The sequence below is a fragment of the Pyramidobacter sp. CG50-2 genome (genome assembly GCF_003612005.1).
Taxonomy (GTDB): Bacteria; Synergistota; Synergistia; order Synergistales; family Dethiosulfovibrionaceae; genus Pyramidobacter.
Map to the genome: position 1 here is coordinate 69979 of NZ_RAWT01000002.1, position 17806 is coordinate 87784.

At 63.2% G+C, this 17806-nt stretch carries 15 protein-coding genes, 1 tRNA gene and 1 pseudogene; 15 read left to right on the top strand and 2 right to left on the bottom strand.

Annotated features, from left to right (window positions below; translation table 11 throughout):
• Positions 1-22 precede the first annotated feature (22 nt).
• From ftsH to D7D26_RS00845, 5 genes are all read left to right on the top strand, one after another.
• On the top strand, positions 23-1999 hold the full coding sequence (ftsH, locus tag D7D26_RS00825; protein WP_120371653.1) for an ATP-dependent zinc metalloprotease FtsH: 1977 nt from the start codon (positions 23-25) through the stop codon (positions 1997-1999).
• Between the two features lie 90 nt (positions 2000-2089).
• On the top strand, positions 2090-4141 hold the full coding sequence (gene uvrB / locus D7D26_RS00830) for an excinuclease ABC subunit UvrB (protein WP_120371666.1): 2052 nt from the start codon (positions 2090-2092) through the stop codon (positions 4139-4141).
• On the top strand, positions 4098-6953 hold the full coding sequence (gene uvrA / locus D7D26_RS00835) for an excinuclease ABC subunit UvrA (RefSeq protein WP_120371654.1): 2856 nt from the start codon (positions 4098-4100) through the stop codon (positions 6951-6953). The genes uvrB and uvrA overlap by 44 nt, the downstream gene beginning before the upstream one ends.
• 28 nt (positions 6954-6981) lie before the next feature.
• Complete coding sequence (gene rlmB, locus D7D26_RS00840; RefSeq protein WP_233543415.1) at positions 6982-7857, top strand: 23S rRNA (guanosine(2251)-2'-O)-methyltransferase RlmB; 876 nt, start codon at positions 6982-6984, stop codon at positions 7855-7857.
• Positions 7858-7879: 22 nt separating this feature from the next.
• On the top strand, positions 7880-8695 hold the full coding sequence (locus D7D26_RS00845; protein WP_120371656.1) for a pyrroline-5-carboxylate reductase family protein: 816 nt from the start codon (positions 7880-7882) through the stop codon (positions 8693-8695).
• Positions 8696-8776: 81 nt separating this feature from the next.
• On the opposite strand, the gene msrB is transcribed toward D7D26_RS00845, so the two are convergent.
• Entirely contained in the window at positions 8777-9757 is a 981-nt protein-coding gene (gene msrB, locus D7D26_RS12835; protein WP_233543416.1) for a peptide-methionine (R)-S-oxide reductase MsrB, read from the bottom strand.
• Between the two features lie 288 nt (positions 9758-10045).
• On the opposite strand from msrB, the gene D7D26_RS00855 reads away from it, so the two are divergent.
• From D7D26_RS00855 to rlmD, 10 genes are all read left to right on the top strand, one after another.
• Positions 10046-10120: transfer RNA gene (locus D7D26_RS00855), tRNA-Val, on the top strand.
• Between the two features lie 159 nt (positions 10121-10279).
• Positions 10280-10654, top strand: coding sequence for a holo-ACP synthase (acpS, locus tag D7D26_RS00860; RefSeq protein WP_120371658.1), 375 nt, complete (start codon positions 10280-10282; stop codon positions 10652-10654).
• A gap of 5 nt (positions 10655-10659) precedes the next feature.
• On the top strand, positions 10660-12147 hold the full coding sequence (locus D7D26_RS00865) for an NAD(P)H-hydrate dehydratase (RefSeq protein WP_158606211.1): 1488 nt from the start codon (positions 10660-10662) through the stop codon (positions 12145-12147).
• Entirely contained in the window at positions 12141-12629 is a 489-nt protein-coding gene (tsaE, locus tag D7D26_RS00870; protein ID WP_120371660.1) for a tRNA (adenosine(37)-N6)-threonylcarbamoyltransferase complex ATPase subunit type 1 TsaE, read from the top strand. Before D7D26_RS00865 ends, tsaE begins: the two co-directional genes overlap by 7 nt.
• On the top strand, positions 12626-13282 hold the full coding sequence (gene tsaB / locus D7D26_RS00875) for a tRNA (adenosine(37)-N6)-threonylcarbamoyltransferase complex dimerization subunit type 1 TsaB (protein WP_120371661.1): 657 nt from the start codon (positions 12626-12628) through the stop codon (positions 13280-13282). Before tsaE ends, tsaB begins: the two co-directional genes overlap by 4 nt.
• A 59-nt stretch (positions 13283-13341) precedes the next feature.
• Positions 13342-13548, top strand: coding sequence for a 4Fe-4S binding protein (locus tag D7D26_RS00880; RefSeq protein WP_120371662.1), 207 nt, complete (start codon positions 13342-13344; stop codon positions 13546-13548).
• Entirely contained in the window at positions 13548-14684 is a 1137-nt protein-coding gene (locus tag D7D26_RS00885; RefSeq protein WP_120371663.1) for a 2-oxoacid:acceptor oxidoreductase subunit alpha, read from the top strand. Before D7D26_RS00880 ends, D7D26_RS00885 begins: the two co-directional genes overlap by 1 nt.
• Before the next feature lies 1 nt (position 14685).
• Entirely contained in the window at positions 14686-15504 is an 819-nt protein-coding gene (locus tag D7D26_RS00890; protein WP_078015083.1) for a 2-oxoacid:ferredoxin oxidoreductase subunit beta, read from the top strand.
• An 11-nt stretch (positions 15505-15515) separates the two neighbouring features.
• Complete coding sequence (locus tag D7D26_RS00895; RefSeq protein ID WP_120371664.1) at positions 15516-16085, top strand: 2-oxoacid:acceptor oxidoreductase family protein; 570 nt, start codon at positions 15516-15518, stop codon at positions 16083-16085.
• 140 nt (positions 16086-16225) lie between these two features.
• Positions 16226-17578 (top strand): 23S rRNA (uracil(1939)-C(5))-methyltransferase RlmD, encoded by a 1353-nt coding sequence (gene rlmD / locus D7D26_RS00900; protein WP_233543417.1) that lies wholly within the window; start codon positions 16226-16228, stop codon positions 17576-17578.
• Positions 17579-17605: 27 nt separating this feature from the next.
• Here the strand turns inward: rlmD and D7D26_RS12515 are convergent.
• A pseudogene (locus tag D7D26_RS12515) lies at positions 17606-17806 on the bottom strand (hypothetical protein); the annotation flags it as partial.

The window sequence follows — 17806 nt, forward strand, 5'->3', positions numbered from 1 at the left end:
TGAATTTTAAGGAGGCGCCATTGTGCAGCGATTAATGAAGAACCTCGGCGTGTATCTGATCCTCGTGGTGCTCGTCGTCAGCGTTGTGAACATGTTTCTCACGCCTCAGACCGCGGGCCCCGAAGTGGCGGAGATCCCCTACAGCCAGTTCAGGACCGATCTGGCCGCGGGGCGGATCAAAAACTTCACGATCAACGATATGAGGGCCCAGGGGCGTTACGCCGACGGCAAAGCGTTCGTCAGCAACATCGTCGGCGTCAAGGACGTGGCCGAAGAAGCCGCCGCCCGGGGCGTGGAAGTAAAGATCGCCGAGCCGCCGGAAACGCCGTGGTGGATGACGCTGGCTTCGTCCGTGTTCCCCACGCTGCTGCTGATCGGCGTGTGGATCTTCTTCCTGCACAACATGCAGGGCGGCGGCGGAAAGGTCATGAGCTTCGCCAAGAGCAAGGCGAAAATGTTCCTCGACAACCGCCCCAAGGTGACCTTCAACGACGTGGCCGGCTGCGACGAGGCCAAGGAGGAGCTCAAGGAAGTGGTAGAGTTCCTCAAATCGCCCGATCGCTTTACCAAGCTGGGAGCCAAAGTGCCCAAGGGCGTGCTGCTGCTCGGCTCGCCCGGAACCGGCAAGACCCTGCTGGCCCGCGCCTGCGCCGGCGAAGCGGACGTGCCGTTTTTCAGCACCAGCGGCTCCGACTTCGTGGAAATGTTCGTCGGCGTCGGCGCTTCGCGCGTGCGCGACCTGTTCGAACAGGCCCGCAAGTATCAGCCCTGCCTCGTCTTCATCGACGAGATCGACGCCGTCGGCCGCCAGAGAGGCACCGGCCTCGGCGGCGGCCACGACGAGCGCGAGCAGACGCTGAACCAGCTGCTCGTCGAGATGGACGGCTTCGACGAGAAGACCGGCATCATCCTGATCGCGGCCACCAACCGCGCCGACGTGCTCGATCCGGCGCTGCTGCGCCCGGGGCGTTTCGACCGCCACGTGGTCGTGGACACGCCCGACGTGAAAGGGCGCGAGGCGATCCTGAAAGTCCACGCCAAGGACAAGAAATTCGCGCCCGACGTCGATTTCAAGGTGCTGGCCAAGCGCACGCCCGGCTTCGTCGGCGCCGATCTGGCCAACGTCATCAACGAAGCGGCGCTGCTGGCCGCTCGCGGCGGCAAAACGGAGATCGGCATGGCCGAGCTGGAAGAGGGCATCGACCGTTCCATCGCCGGCCCCGAGCGCAAGAGCCGCCTGATCGGCCCCCGCGAGAAGAAGATCATCGCCTACCACGAGACGGGGCACGCGATGGTGGCGAAGCTGATCCCCGGCTGCGATCCCGTGCACAAGATCTCGATCATCCCCCGCGGCAGCGCAGCGCTGGGCTATACGCTCCAGCTTCCGGCCGAGGACCGTTTCCTGGCCTCGAAGAACGAGCTGACCAACAACATCTGCGTGTTGCTCGGCGGCCGCGTCACCGAAGAGCTGGTTTTCGGCGACATCACCACCGGCGCCAGCAACGATTTGGAACGCGCCACGCAGGTGGCCCGCAGCATGGTCACGCAGTACGGCATGAGCTCTCTCGGCCCCGTCGTGCTGGGACGCCAGCGCCATGAGGTGTTCCTCGGCCGCGACTTGGGCGAAGACCGCAACTACAGCGACCAGATCGCCTTCGCCATTGACGAGGAAGTCCGCAAGATCGTGGAGGAGTGTTACGTCCGCGTCAAGAATCTGCTGTCGGAGAACAGGGACAAAGTCGACCTCGTCGCCGAAACGTTGCTCGAACGCGAAGTGATGGACGGTCACGACCTGGCGGTGCTGCTCGGCGAGGAAGAGCCCGTCCCCGAGAAGCCCGAGGAAAAGCCCGCCTCCGAAGGCACCGATGTCCCCGCGCCGGAAGGAACGGCTCCGGCGGGAGAGAAAGCGACAGATGGCTTTATCCCGCGGGCGCCCGTCGTTTCCAACGAGATGGCCCCGATGACGGGAAAAGAACCGCCCTCTGCAAAAGGCGAATAAACTGGTACAATAGAAGGACGGAGTGGATCTTTTCGCTCCGTCCTTTTCTTTTCGCTTTCGTCATCCGTTTTGTCTCGTGGAGGTCCGATCATGGAGACTGAAAAATTCAAACTGCGCGCGCCCTGGCCGCCGTCGGGCGATCAGCCGCAGGCCATCGATTCGCTGCTCGAAGGCCTGGAGCGCGGCGAGAAATGCTCGACGCTGATGGGTGTGACGGGCAGCGGCAAGACGTTCACCGTCGCCAACGTCGTGGCGCAGTATAACCGCCCCACGCTGGTGCTGGCGCACAACAAAACCCTTGCGGCGCAGTTGTTCAGCGAGTTCAAACGATTTTTCCCCGAGAACGCCGTGCACTATTACGTGAGCTATTACGATTACTACCAGCCCGAGGCCTACATCCCGAGCTCGGACACGTTCATCGAAAAAGACGCTTCCATCAACACCCAGATCGAGCGCATGCGGCTCGCCACCACCAAGTCGCTGATCGAACGCCGCGACGTGATCGTGGTGGCGTCGGTCTCCTGCATCTACGGCATGGGCAAGCGCAAGAACTACGAAGACGCGATCGTCAGCTTCGCCGTGGGCGAGCGCTGGAACCGGCGCAACTTCCAGGAAGCGTTGATGAAAGCCTATTACGAGCGCAACGACTTCGACCTGCAGCCCGGCAAATACCGCGTGCGCGGCGACGTGCTGGAAGTCTATCCCGTGTACAGCGACGCCACGCTGCGCTTTTCCTTCTTCGACGACGAGCTGGAATCCATCGAGGAGGTCGATCCCGTCAGCGGGCATTCCATCGCCCGCAAACAGCACGTCTCGGTCTTCCCGGCGCAGCATTACGTCACCAGCGACGGCGCGATCGCCGAATCGATGGACAAGATCAAGCGCGAGCTGGAACTGCAAGTCGGCCGCTTCAAGTCCGAGGGCAAATATCTCGAGGCCGAACGCCTCGGCAGCCGCACCCGCTACGACATGGAAATGCTGGCCGAGGCCGGTTACTGCTCCGGCATCGAAAACTATTCGCGCTATCTCGACGGCCGCGCCGAGGGCGAACAGCCAGGCACGCTGCTTGACTTTTTTCCTCCTGACTTTTTGATGGTCGTGGACGAATCGCATATCACCCTGCCGCAGGTGCGCGGCATGTTCAACGGCGACCGCGCCCGCAAGGAAGTGCTGGTGGAGCACGGCTTCCGCCTGCCGTCGTGCCTCGACAACCGGCCGCTCAAATGGCATGAGTTCGAACATTACATGCAGCGCGTCGTCTGCTGCTCCGCCACGCCCGGCGACTGGGAAGTGGAGCATTCGAAGCGCGTCGTCGAGCAGCTGATCCGCCCCACCGGCATCGCCGACCCCGAAGTGGAGATCCGCAAAGCGACGGGACAGATCGACGACTTGCTGGCCGAGATCCAGAAAGTCCGTGCTGCGGGCGGACGCTGCCTTGTCACCACGCTCACCAAAAAAGGCGCCGAAGAGCTGGCCGGATACATGAGCACGCTGCGCGTCAAGTCCGAATATATTCATTCCGAACTGAACGCCTTCGAGCGCGCCGAGGAGATCAACCGCCTCCGCAGCGGTGACATCGAGGTGCTGATCGGCGTCAACCTGCTGCGCGAGGGCATCGACATGCCCGAGGTGACGCTCGTGGCGATCCTCGACGCCGACCGCGAGGGGTTCCTGCGCTCCTACCGCTCGCTCGTGCAGGTGATGGGACGCGCGGCGCGCAACGTCGATTCGCGCGTGATCCTCTACGCCGACGAGGTGACCGACAGCATCCGCGAGGCCGTGAGCGAGTCGAGGCGCCGCCGCGAGGCGCAGCTGAAGTACAACGAAGAACATCATATCGTGCCGCGGACGATCCGCAAATCCATCGAACGCATGCTGCCCGAGGTGGAGTTCGAGGCCGCGCCCGAAGCGAAGAACAAGCGGGCGCAGCAGCGCATCGAGCACATGGACAACGAGGCTCTCGAAAAGCTCATGTGGGAGGCCGTGGAAAAGCTCCAGTTCGAAAAGGCCGCCCGGATCCGCGACATGATCCAGGCCATGGAAGAAGGCCGGACTCCCCAAGGCGGGTTCGGCGAAGAAGAAGGAGGAACCGGTCTCCGTGCCGCGTCAGGAAATCGTTATAAGAAACGCAAGAGAGCATAACCTCAAGGGCGTCTCTCTGGAAATCCCCAAGAACAAACTCGTCGTCATCACCGGCCCCTCGGGGTCGGGAAAAAGTTCGCTGGCGTTCGACACGCTCTACGCCGAAGGCCAGCGCCGCTACGTGGAATCGCTGTCGTCCTACGCGCGTCAGTTTCTGGGCGTGCAGAAAAAACCCGACGTGGACGACATCGAAGGGCTGTCGCCCGCCATTTCCATCGAACAGAAAGGGACCTCCCACAACCCCCGCTCCACCGTCGGCACCGTCACCGAGATCTACGACTACCTGCGCCTGCTGTTCGCCCGCGCCGGCACGCCGTACTGCCCCCGGTGCGGCAAGCCCGTCCACAAGTATTCCGTGGACGAGATCGTCGACCGCATTTACCGCCAGCACGGCGGCGCCCGGCTCGAAGTGCTCGCCCCGGTCGTGCGCGCCAAGAAGGGCGAGTTCAAGAACGTCTTCGCGGCGCTGCGCAAGAAAGGCTTCATGCGCGTGCGCGTCGACGGCGAAGTCCTCTGGCTGGAAGAAGAGATCCCTCTGGACAAGAACAAAAAACACAGCGTCGAAGTGGTCGTCGACCGCATGTCGGTGCAGCCCGACCGCAAAGGCCGCATGGCCGAAGCCGTACAGACGGCCCTGCAGCTCGGCGAGGGCTTTGTGATCATCGCCGCCGACGGATCGGAAGACATGCTGACGGAACGCTTCGTCTGCCCCGACTGCGATATCTCGCTGCCCGACATCCAGCCGGCGCTGTTCTCCTTCAACAACCCGATGGGAGCCTGTCCCGACTGCTCAGGGCTGGGCAGCCACAGCCATTTTTCCGAAGAACTGGCGGTCAATCCCGACCTCTCCGTGCGCGGCGGGGCGCTGCTGCCGTTCCGCGGCAGGCAGTACATGATGTACCGTCTCGAGGAGCTGGCGAAAAAGGTGAAGCTGGATCTCGACGCCCCCTACAAAGAACTTCCGGAAGCGCAGCGACAGATCCTGCTGTACGGCTCCGACGTACGTATGCCGCTGCAGTTCGAGCGCGGCGGCGAGGTGTCGGAGTATCAGGGACGTTACGAAGGGCTGCTGCCGTGGCTGCAGCGCTATTACGACAGCACCGAGTCGGAGGCGACCGCCGAGGAGCTGGAACGCTACCGCACCGAGGACGAATGCCGGACCTGCCACGGCACGCGCCTGCGTCCCGAGGCGCTGTCGGTGCGCTTCTGGGGAAAGAACATCGACGAGCTGACCTCGCTGCCCGTTGGCGATTTTTACGAGATCGTCAAACAGCACCAGAACGATCCCATCCAGAACGAAGTCATCAGCCAGGTCATCGTCGAGCTGGAAAAGCGCCTCAGTTTCCTCGTGGAAGTCGGCGTCGGGTACCTGACGCTGAAGCGCCGCGCCGACACGCTGAGCGGCGGCGAGAGCCAGCGCATCCGGCTGGCGACGCAGATCGGCTCGAAGCTGTCGGGCGTCATGTACGTGCTCGACGAGCCGACCATCGGCCTGCACAGCCGCGATACCGGCAAGCTGATCGGCGCGCTGAAGTCGGTGCGCGACATGGACAACACCGTGATCGTGGTGGAACACGACCGCGACACGATGCTGGCCGCCGATTACATCGTCGAGATCGGCCCCGGAGCGGGCAGCTACGGAGGCGAAGTGGTCCAGCGCGGCGCGGCGGACGAGTTCCGAAAGACGAATTCTCTGACCGGCCCGTATCTGCGAGGCGACCGGTGCGGCATGGTGCGTTCGGAGCGTTTGACGCTCCCTAAAGAGCGTCTTGAAATTCTCGGCGCGGCCGAACACAACTTGAAAGGTGTCGATATTTCTATCCCGCTGAACTCTCTGGTCTGTCTCACCGGCGTCTCCGGCTCGGGCAAAAGCTCGCTGATGTACGACGTGCTGTACCGCGGCCTGCGCCGCAAGCTGGACGCCGATTACCGCGACCGTCCCGGACGGCACAAGGACATCCTCGGCTGGGAACAGCTGAAGAACGTGGCCATGGTCGATCAAAGCCCGATCGGCCGCACGCCGCGCTCCAATCCGGCCACCTATACCGGCGTCTTCTCGGCGATCCGCGAGCTGTATTCGCAGCTGCCCGAGGCAAAACTACGCGGCTACGCCAGCGGGCGCTTCAGCTTCAACGTCAAGGGCGGACGCTGCGAAGCCTGCGGCGGCGCGGGCGAGCGGCGCGTCTCCATGCTCTTCATGCCCGACGTGTACGTGGAGTGCGACGTCTGCCACGGCACGCGCTACAACCGCGAGACGCTGGAAGTGAAGTTCAAGGGGCACAGCATCGCCGACGTGCTCAACCTGTCGGTCGACGAGGCCATGGAGCTTTTCAAGGATCTGCCCAGGATCGCGCGCAAGCTCGAATTCCTGCAGCGCGCCGGTCTGGGCTACATCCATCTTGGCCAGTCGGCGCTGACGCTCAGCGGCGGCGAAGCCCAGCGCGTCAAATTGGCCAAGGAGCTGAGCAAACGCTTCGGCGGCAGCACGCTCTACCTGCTCGACGAGCCGTCGACCGGGCTTTTCTATCCCGACGTGGCCCGTCTGCTGCGCATCCTTCACGCTCTGGTCGAGCAGGGCAACTCGGTGCTGCTCATCGAGCACAACATGGACATCATCTGTTCCAGCGATTACGTGATCGACCTCGGCCCCGAAGGCGGCAGCGCCGGCGGACGGCTGGTCGACTGCGGCACGCCGCGGGAGCTGGCCGAGCGCGGCAGGGGCTACACGGCTGAAGCGATCCGGGAATATCTTCATGTTTTTGAGAAGAACGGGAAGGTGAAGAGCGATGGAACGGCCCGCCGAAAAAAATAATCGCGGCAGGAGAGACGGCCGCGGGGGCTTGGGGCGTTCTGCGCGTCCCGGCGGTAAAAAGGACTTCGCGCCCCGTCAGGCATGGAAGAATCCCGGCGGTCGTCCGTTTCCCGAACGCCGGCCCCGGCCGAAGCGCGCCGCGCCGTCCGGTTCCGAAGATCTCTGTTGGGGGCGCAATCCCGTCCTGACGCTGCTGCAAAACCGGCCTGAGCTGTGCCGCAAGGTCTTTTTGCTGGCGGGCGCGCAGGACGAGTTCCGCGACACGGTGACGTGCCTCTGCGCCGACCGGCGGATCCCGCTGGACCTGACGGAGCGGGACGAGCTGGAGCGGCTGACCGGCGGCGCGGTCCATCAGGGCGTAGCGGCCCGCGTGGCGCCGATCCCGCCGGCCGATCTCGACGACGTCGTCGACGCGCTGGATCCCCAGGCGCCGGCGCTGGTCGTGCTGCTCGATCACTGCCAGGATCCTCACAACCTCGGCGCGGTGATCCGCACGGCCGAAGTGGCCGGAGCCGCCTGCGTCGTCTGCCAGAACGACCGCTCGGCGACCGTCAACGGCACGGTCGTCAAGACCAGCGCCGGCGCCGCCTTCCGTTTGCCCGTGGCGCGGGTGATCAACGTCGGCCGCACCGTGGAACGCCTCAAGCACAAAGGCTTCTGGGTCGTGGGGCTGGATCACCGTACCGACGAGACCGTGTGGAGCAGCGCGCTGCCCGAACGGCTGGCGCTCGTCGTCGGTTCCGAAGGCGACGGCATCTCGGCGCTGACGGCGAAAAACTGCGATAAGCTCGTCAGTTTTCCCATGGCGGGACGCACCGGCAGCCTCAACGCCGGCGTCGCGGCGGCGCTGGGCATGTTCGAGTGGGTGCGTCTGTATGGCTGCGGCGCGAGAGCGCCTGAATGAATTTTGCTGGGAGGCGTGTGTCATGAACGTAAAAGAACTTCGCCCGATCGTCATCGGCGGCGGCAATCTGGGCGGCGCCGTAGCGCGCGGGCTGTTCCGCGCCGGCGTCAGGCCCGTGGTGGTCCAGCGCCGGGGAGCGAATTTCGACGCGCTGAGCGGCGACGGCGTCGAAACGGTCGCCGCTTTGGCCGAGGCTGCGCCGCTGGCGCGCGGCCCCGTGTTCGTCGCGTTGAAACCGTGGTTGATCGAAAGCTACTGCGCGGAAAACGCGGCCGTGCTGGCCGGGCGCGCGCTGGTTTCCTGCGCGGCGCTGGTCAGCCTGGAATTGCTGAAGAAAGCGGCGCCGAACGCCCGCTGGGGGCGCGTGATGCCGAACATCGCTTCCGCCGTCGGGGCCGGATTTACCGGCATCGTCCGCGGCGACTGGAGCGACGGCGACTTCGAGGAAGTTCGCGGGCTCTGCGCGCTCTTCGGCGACGTCGTAGAAGTGTCCGAAAAGGATCTGGACGGCGTCGTCTGCCTTTCCGGCTCGGCGATCGCCTATGTGCTGGAACTGCTGGAAGGATTTATCCAGGGCGGTCTGGCCGTGGGCATGAAAAGCGATCTGTCGCTGCGCGCCGGCGCGGCGACGCTGATCGGCGCCGCCGAACTGGCGCGGCAGAAGAACGTTCATCCCGCCGCGCTCAAGGATTCCGTCTGCACTCCCGGCGGCACGACCATCGCCGGGCTGCGCGCCCTCCAGCGCGCGGGATTCAAAAGCGCCTTCGTCGAGGCGCTCGCGGCCACGGTCGAAAAGGCCAGGGAAGGCGCCGCCGCGTTCGAGAAATCGCGCCGATAAAAACGCCGGAGGGCGGAGAACGTCGCATGTTCTCCGCCCTCCGGCGTTTTTTTGCGACGCGGTTTTCCGGCGCGCTGCGGGCTAGCGTTTGTCGTAGCTTTCGCAAAGATGCTTGAACTCGCCGTAGCCTTCTTCGTCCAGCTTGTCGTAGGGGATGAAACGCAGCGCCGCACTGTTGATGCAGTAGCGCAGCCCGCCTTTTTCCTTGGGACCGTCGTCGAAAACGTGCCCCAGATGGCTGTCGCCGCTTTGGCTGCGCACCTCGGTCCGGCTCATGCCGTAACTGCCGTCGTGACGTTCGACGACGACAGCCGGCTCGATCGGTTTCGAAAAGCTGGGCCAGCCGCAGCCGGAATCGAACTTCGCTTCGGACGAGAAGAGCGGTTCGCCGGTGACGACGTCGACGTACAGCCCCGATTCGCGGTTGTCGAAATATTCGTTGGCGAACGGGCGTTCCGTGGCGGCTTCCTGCGTCACGGCGTACTGGGCCGGCGTCAGTTTTTTCCTGAGCTCGGCGGCGGACGGCTTGACGTATTTCCTTTCGGGCGCGAGCGGCGCTTTCGCTTTCAGTCCGTTGAGCGTGCTGAAGTCGACGTGGCAATATCCGCCGGGGTTCTTTTTCAGATAATCCTGATGATACTCCTCGGCCGCGGAGAAGTTTTCCAGCGGCAGCAGTTCCGTAGCGAGTTTTTGTTCGTGCTTCTTTTGCTCGGCGGCGAAAAGACGCTCGAGGATCTCGCGGTCTGCGGTGTCGGCGTAATACACGCCCGTGCGGTACTGGCGGCCGACGTCGTTTCCCTGCCGGTCGCGAACGGTCGGGTCGATGATCGCGAAAAACTGTTCCGTCAGCGTTTCCAGACTGACGAGCCGCGGGTCGTAACTGACGCGCACGGTCTCGGCGTGCCCGGTGTTCCCGGAGCAGACTTCCCGGTAGGTCGGATTTGCCGTGTGCCCGTTGGCGTATCCCGACACGGCGTCGCTCACGCCGGGAATGCGCGAAAAATATTCTTCAACGCCCCAAAAACAGCCGCCTGCGAAGTAGATCTCTTTCAGATTTTTCATGTCCGCTCCTTCGTTTTTCGTCGCGAGAGCTCCCGCTCGTGTCCCGCCTGTCGCAAAAGGCATGGCCGAAAACAACGCCGCCAGCACTACGAGAATCGTTCTTTTCATAAGTGTCTCCCTTCCGATGTCAGGTCGTTCGCCTCGCGTTTCATGCGGGCGCTGATCTTTGTGCCGAGGCTATTATACTTTATGGAGGCGAGAATAGGCGAGCCCTGCGGGGCGGAAGACGCTTTTCAGGGTTGACAGACGCGGGCGGAGAGAGTAGAATTCCTCATGTTCGGCGTCATCGGGTGATTAGCTCAGAGGAAGAGCGCTTCCCTGACACGGAAGAGGTCACAAGTTCGATTCTTGTATCACCCACCATGGTTTCGAGAGCATCTTTTCAAGGTGCTCTTTTTTTGTAGAGAAAAATATAGATTGAATTTCTGTCTTGATGATTCTAATACAGTTCCAATTTGATTTTTTTAAAGTTGAAACTGTTGTAAAATAGTGCGGAGCGGTATAGTATAAGGCGGTGAAAACATGATTGCCGGTGTCGGAATGGATCTCTGCGGCGTGGAGCGCATGCGGGAAGCCTGCGAGAGCGAAGCTTTTTGTCGAAGAGTTTTTACCGAAGCGGAGTTGTCTTACGCGGCGGGGAAAAAATCGCGCGCCTGTCATCTTGCCGTGGCGTACGCGGCGAAGGAGGCCTTTGCCAAAGCGACCGGTTTGGGCTTGGCAAAGCTGGGGCTTCACAGCGTGAGCGTGCGTCACGACGCGGAAGGGCGGCCTTTTCTTGTTCTCGATCCGCAGACGCCGGCGCTGGAGCCGTACCGCCGGGCGCGTTTTCATCTTTCGCTCAGCCATGACGGTGGCATCGCGGCCGCCGTGGTGATCTACGAGACGGAAGGAGTCTGATGGCCGTGATCCCGTGGTACGCGAACGGAAAAGTGAGAGTCCTTGACGCGCGGCTGATCGAATCCGGCCTGTCGGGCCTGGAACTGATGGAGCGCGTCGGCCGCGGCATTGTCGATTTTATCCTGAAACAGCCGCTCGCTCATTCAGCGTTGATTTTGGCGGGCGCCGGGAACAACGGCGGCGACGGCTTCGTGGTCACCCGGCTTTTGATGGAACGAGGCTGGAAAGCGACGGTGCTTCTCAGCCACGAGGCCTCCCGTTCCCAGGGCGACGCCGCCGTCAATCTGACGAGGCTCGGGAAGATGGCGGTGCCGGTCGTTGAAAGCCGCACCCTTGACGAAACGGCGCTGACGGAGCTGTTGAATTCGCACGATCTTGTCGTCGACGCGCTTCTGGGCACCGGCGTGGCGGGCGCGCCCCGCGGCGAGACCGCCCGTCTGATCGCGGCGCTCAATCGCTGCCGCTTTGGCCGTCGTGTGCTGGCGGTAGACATCCCCAGCGGCGCGGAAGGCGGCGAGGGCGTCGAAGCGCAGTGGACCTGCACGGCCGGCGGCCGGAAACTGTCGATGGCGACGGGGCGCGGCGCGGCCTTGGCGGGGGAGACGATCCTGATCCCTCTGGACGAGAACGCCGCGCCGCTGCTGGGAGTTCCCGATGCGCTGGAGCTGGAAGAGCGCGACGTGCGAAATTTCCTTCCCCGCCGCCGGATCGACGACCACAAAGGCCGCCGCGGCGGCGTGCTGATCGTCGCCGGATCAAAACGCTACCGCGGCGCGGCTCTTCTGGCGGCGCGCGGCGCTCTGCGCGCCGGCGCGGGGCTGGCGGTGCTGGCTTCGGTTCCGGAAGTTCTGAACGCTCTCGCAGTATCGCTCCCGGAAGCGATCTCTGAACCGCTGGGCACTCCGGGTTCTCTTGAGGCGGTCATGCGGAAATGGCGCCCCCGCTGCACAGCGCTTCTGATCGGTTCGGGGCTCGACCGCGACGACCGCGCCCGCGAACTGTGCCGGATCGGCGCGCAATGGAACGGCCCGTCCCTGTGGGACGGCGACGGCCTGTATTGGCTGGGCGAAGATGATATAAGCCCCGCGCGGTGCTGTCTGACGCCTCACGAGGGCGAAGCGGCGGCGCTCCTCGGCGGGCGAGCTCCCGTGCGGGATCGCTTCGAGGTGGCGGGAGCTTTGGCGCGACGTTGCGGCCCCGTGCTCTTGAAAGGGTACCGCTCGCTTGTCGTCGCTCCGGAGCAGACGCCGTGGATCGTGCCGCGCGGGGATCGGACGTTGGCCGTGCCGGGGTCGGGCGACGTGCTGGCGGGGGCCTGCGCGGCCCTGCTGGCCGCGGGAGTTCCCGAGGAAAAGGCGCTGGCGTTGGGGGCCTGGTGCCACGGCGCGGCCGGAGAGACCCTGGGCCGTACGCGGGGACGGGACGGTATGCTGGCTCACGAAGTGGCCGATCGCCTGCCGGCGGTTTTGAAGGAGCTGAACGGAGCGTGCTGACGGTAAAAAAAGAACCGGACGGACGAAGCTGTTTTTCGCTCGACGGACTTGACGATACGCGGGCGTTGGGAGAAAAAATCGCCGCCGTCCTGCGTCCCGCCATGACGCTGCTGATGGCGGGGGAGCTGGGCGCCGGCAAGACGACGCTGGTGCGCGAGCTGTGCCGAGCGCTGGGCTGGAAGCGGACCTGCAGTCCGTCTTTCGCGTTGGTCAACGAATACGCGCGGGCGCGGATCCCGGTCGCGCATGCCGACCTGTACCGTCTGGAACGCGTCGACGGCCGGGAATTGGGCTTTGACGAGTATCTCGACAGCGGCTGGGTGCTGATCGTCGAATGGCCGGAACGCCTCGCCCGAGACGATTTCGAAGACGTCTGGCGCTGCGAGATGTCTGCCGCGGGCGAAAAACGCCGCTTCCGCGTCGCCGCTGCGGGCGAGACGGCGCGGAGCGCTTTGGCGCAGCTGGAGAAGGCGTGTTCATGAGCGACGTCCTCTTATCCATTGATTGTTCCAACCGCTGGTCCTGCCTGGGACTGGCCGTCGGCGGAAAGATCGCCGGCGAGTGCAATCTCGACCTTGGCCGCGAACAGGCGGCCCGTCTGCCCCTGCTGGCGGCGGAACTGCTGGCCGGACACGGGCTGAAAGTTCGGGACGTGACGTGCGTCGCCGTGACGGTCGGTCCCGGCTATTTTACCGGCATCCGCATCGGCATGGCCTACGCCGCCGGCCTGGCCTTCGCCCTCGGCATCGGCATCGTGCCGCTGTGCAGCTTGGAGGCGGTGCTTCGTTCCTGCCCGGGCTGGAATCGCGGCGTGAAGGCGCCGCTGATCGCCGCGTCGCGCGAGCGGGCTTTTTCCAGCGCGTACAGGGACGGTCGTCCCGTGCTGGCCCAAAAAGAACGCGCGTACGAGGAGCTTTTATCGGAACTGCATGAGATTTCGCGTGATTTTGAAATGTGGTCGGTGAAAGATGCGCGCTTGTTTGCCTCGCCGCCTCGCGAGGGGGTACAATACATCGCAAACCCGAGCGGCGCGTCGCACGCGGCGCTGGCGCTGGAGCGTCTCCGTACAAGTATAAAGCCGGACGAGCTGAGAGCTCGCTATCTGCGCGAGCCCGGCCTCGGCCGTTCTTTATAGATTTCTGTTTTTTCGTTGCACGTGGGGGAAGTTTTTTTATTTTTCTGGAGGTGAAGGTGTTGGCCAAGAAGTTCGACGTATCTATCAACAAAACTTGGTGCAAAGGATGCAGTCTATGCGTTTCCGTTTGCCCCAAGAAGGTTCTTGCCCTGAACGACAGAGTGAAGTCCGAGGCTGTACATCCGGAAGAGTGCATCGGTTGCAGATCATGCGAAAATATCTGCCCCGATCTTGCGATCACTGTGCGAGAGGATGGGACGAAATAATGGCTGAGATCAAATTCTGGCAGGGCAACGAAGCCGTCGCGTTTGGCGCGCTGGCGGCGGGATGCAAATTCTACGCGGGGTATCCGATCACCCCCTCGACGGAAGTCATGGAGACGATGGCGGTCGAACTGCCCAAGATCGGCGGCGTCTTCCAGCAGATGGAAGACGAGCTTGGCGCTTGTGGCTGCGCCATCGGCGCTTCCATTGCCGGCGTCAAGTCCATGACGGCCAGTTCCGGCCCGGGCTTCACGCTGAAGCAGGAAAACCTGGGCCTGGCTTATGAAGCCGAAATTCCCCTGGTTGTCGTCGACGTCATGCGCGGCGGCCCTTCCACGGGACTTCCCACGCAGGGTGCCCAGCAGGACGTCATGCAGGCCCGCTGGGGCACGCATGGCGATCACGGCACGATCGCCCTGGCCCCCGCTTCGGTGGAGGAGTGCTATACGCTCACGGTCGAGGCGTTCAACCTGGCGGAGCGTTTTCGCCAGCCCGTTCTTATCATGAGCGACGCCGAGATCGGACACATGAGGGAAAAGTTCGTCGTGCCCGATCCCGAGAATCTGAAGGTCGTCGACCGCAAAAAACCGTCCGTCGATCCGGAGCACTTCGTGCCCTATCAGGCCGATCCCGAAGACGACGTTCCGCCCATGGCCGGCTTTGGCGACGGATACCGCTGGCACGTCACGGGGCTGACCCATAACGATTGGGGATTCCCCACGACCGATCCGGGCGACATCGACAAGAAAATGCGCCGTCTGATGCGCAAAATCGACCGTTTCCGCGACGACATCGTCAAGTTCGACACCGTCGAAGCGGGAGACGCGGAAATCCTCGTCGTGTCCTATGGCAGCGTCTCCCGTTCCAGCGTCCGCGCCGTGCGCGACGCCCGCGCCCAAGGCATCAAGGTGGGACATTTCCGCCCCATCACTCTGTGGCCGTTTGCGGACAAAGAACTGGAGCGCCTGGCCCGCCGCGTCAAGACCATCATCGTGCCCGAACTGAACTGCGGTCAGATGGTGCTCGAAGTCGAGCGCGCCGTTCACGGCAAGGCCCGCGTCGTGTCGCTGAACCGTGTGGACGGCGAGCTCTTCCAGCCCACCGAAATTTTCAACAAGATTGTCGAGGAGGCCAAGTAAGATGCCCAGCAAAGAAGTCTTCGAATGGATGCGCCCTCGCTTTTTCCCTCATATGTGGTGTCCCGGCTGCGGCCACGGAATCATTCTCAACGCGCTCCTGCGGGCCGTCGTCGATCTGAAGCTTGATCCAACCCAGACCGTTTTCGCGTCCGGCATCGGCTGCTCCAGCCGCCTTCCCGGCTACGTCAACGCCTGCACGCTGCACACCACTCACGGTCGTTCGCTGGCCTACGCCACCGGCATCAAGATGGCCAAGCCGCAGCTCACCGTGATCGACGTCATGGGCGACGGCGACTGCAGCGCCATCGGCGGAAACCATTTTATCCACGCCTGCCGCCGCAACATCGACATCACCGCCATCGTCATGAACAACAATATCTACGGCATGACCGGCGGCCAGATGTCGCCGACGACGCCGGTCGGCGCCATCGCCAAGACGGCCCCTTACGGCGTCACCGATCCTTCTTTCGACATCTGCAAGCTGGCGGCCGGCGCCGGCGCCACGTTCGTGGCCCGCACCTGCGTGGCCAATCCGCGCGACGTCGAAAAGACGATCACTCTGGCCGTGAAACATCACGGTTTCTCCGTGGTCGAAGTGTCCGGTTTCTGCCATACCCAGTACGGACGCTACAACAAACTGAAAACTCCCATCGTCAACATCGAGTACCTCAAGCAGCATCTCGTGCCCGCCAAGAAGGCCGCCGAGATGCCGCCCGAAGAACTCCAGGGCAAGATCGTGACGGGCGTGTTCGTCGACACCGAGCGCGCCGAGTACACCGATCAGTACAAAGCTCTTCTTGAGCGCGTTATGGCTAAGTAGGAGGCGCTTCCATGTCCAAACGTTTCGAAATTTGTCTGGCCGGTTCCGGCGGCCAGGGCGTCATCACCGCGGCCATCATGGCCGGCGAAGCCGCTTCCATTTTCTGCGACGGCCTTTACGCCGTGCAGACGCAGAGCTACGGCCCCGCGGCCCGCGGCGGCTCGGCGAAGGCCGAGGTCGTGATTTCCGACGAACCCATCGATTACCCCAAGCCCATCAATCCCGATCTGATGATCTGTCTGACCGGCGGCGCCGCCGACAAGTACGCCGGCGACGTGAAGCACGGCGGCCGTTTGATTCTCGACAGCTTTGCCGTCGAGGAAGTGCCGGTGGTGGACGCGAACATCTATCAGCTTCCCATCATCCAGACGGCCCGCGACAAGATCGGCCGCGAGATCGTCACCAACATGGTCGCTCTCGGCATGGTCGCCCGCGTGCTTGAACTCGAGGGCATGATGAAGCCCGAAGCCGTCCGCAAGGCCATGCTCGACCGCGTCCCCAGAGGTACGGAGGAATTGAATTCCAAGGCCTTCGACGAAGGTTACAGCATGTTCAAGGACGCTCCCGCCCATATGCAGTAAGTTCCGGGTGCAGAAGTAGAAAATCCTCCGCTCTGTTTCGGGCGGAGGATTTTTTGTGCCGTGCGCGCGTCGGCCGGGAGAATATTCCCGACGGAGCGGGTATAATGGGCGAAAGAAAAGAGAACGAGGGAGGTCCCACGATGGAACAACTTTATATCGACAGAATGAACTCCGCCGGTCAGGGGATCGGGCGTGCCGCCGACGGGCGGACCGTGTTCGTGGAGGGGGCGCTGCCGGGGGAAACGGCGGTCATCGCCGTGCGGCAGGAAAAGAAAAATTACATTCAGGCGCGCGTCGAGCGCGTCGTGGAAGCCAGTCCGGAGCGCCGCGAAGCGCCCTGTCGCTGGTACCGCAGCTGCGGCGGCTGCCAGCTTCAGCACGCCGAGTACACGTTGCAGTGTCAGATCAAAGCGATGCTTGCCGCCGACGCCCTGCGCCGCATCGGCGGCTTCGAGATCGACGGCGAGATCCCCTGCGTGCCGTCCCGCAGCGAATGGCGCTACCGCAACAAAGCGTCCTTTCCCGTGCGCGCCAGGGGACGCGCCGGCGACATCGGCTTTTTCAAACGCGGCTCGCACGAGATCGTTCCCGTCGATCGCTGCCCCGTTATCTGCGACCGCGCCAACAAGCTGTACGCTGTTATCAAGAACATGATCAACTACGGGCGCTTCTGCTGCTACGACGAAAAGAGCAACAGCGGCTGGCTGCGGCACGTCGTCATCCGCAGCGCCCGCGACGGCGAGGAACTCCTGCTGATCCTCGTCGGCGCCGCCCGTCCCGAGGGCGGCGCGCTCGAGTCGCTCGAACGGCTCTACGATCATCTCAAAGAGCGTTTTCCGGAACTGCGCGGACTTGTCGTCAACGTCAATCCCGACGAGGGCAACGTCATCATCGGCGCAGAGTCCGTGCTCGTCAAAGGCGAAGACCGCCTGACGGAGCGGCTGGGAAACTTCAGGCTGGATTACGACGGCACGTCGTTCTTCCAGGCGAACTCGGAGCAGGCGGAACAGCTCTTTGCGTATGCCGCCACCCTGGTGGAAGGTCAGAACCTTCTTGAACTCTACTGCGGTGTCGGCGCGCTGACGGCGTTTCTGTCCCGGAAAGCGAAGACCGTCACGGCGGTTGAAGTATGGCCCTCCGCCGCCGCGCTGGCGCGGGAAAACGGCGAGTTCAACCGGATCGAAGGGCTGACCGTGACCGTGGTCCAGGGCGCGGCGGAAAACGTCGTCGCTCCCGCCGATCTCGAAGGCATCGACTGCGTCGTCGTCGATCCGCCCCGCGCCGGCTGCGACAAAAGCCTGATCGAGACCATCGCCGCCAGCCGCGTGCCGCGCGTCCTCTACATCTCCTGCAACCCCGCCACCCTCGCCCGCGACGCCGCCCTCCTGCGCGACGCCGGCTACGCCCTCGACATGGACAGCCTCAAAGTCTTCGACATGTTCCCACAGACGTGCCATGTTGAAACCGTCGTGAGCCTCGTAAGGTCGAACTGATCGAGATCCTGCATTTTATACTATTTCTCAATTAAAGCACCTAACAATCCATTGTCTTGCGGTAATACTCCTTATGGTCTGAGCGGTGAGATTTCTGATCGTGCGGCACAGACGCTCGACAACGTTCTCAAGCGTCGAAAAAATCTCGTTTCGAAAGCCCTGACAGCGCAGCTCTCTCCAGATCTGCTCAATGGGGTTCATCTCGGGGGTATAGGGGGGAATATGGAA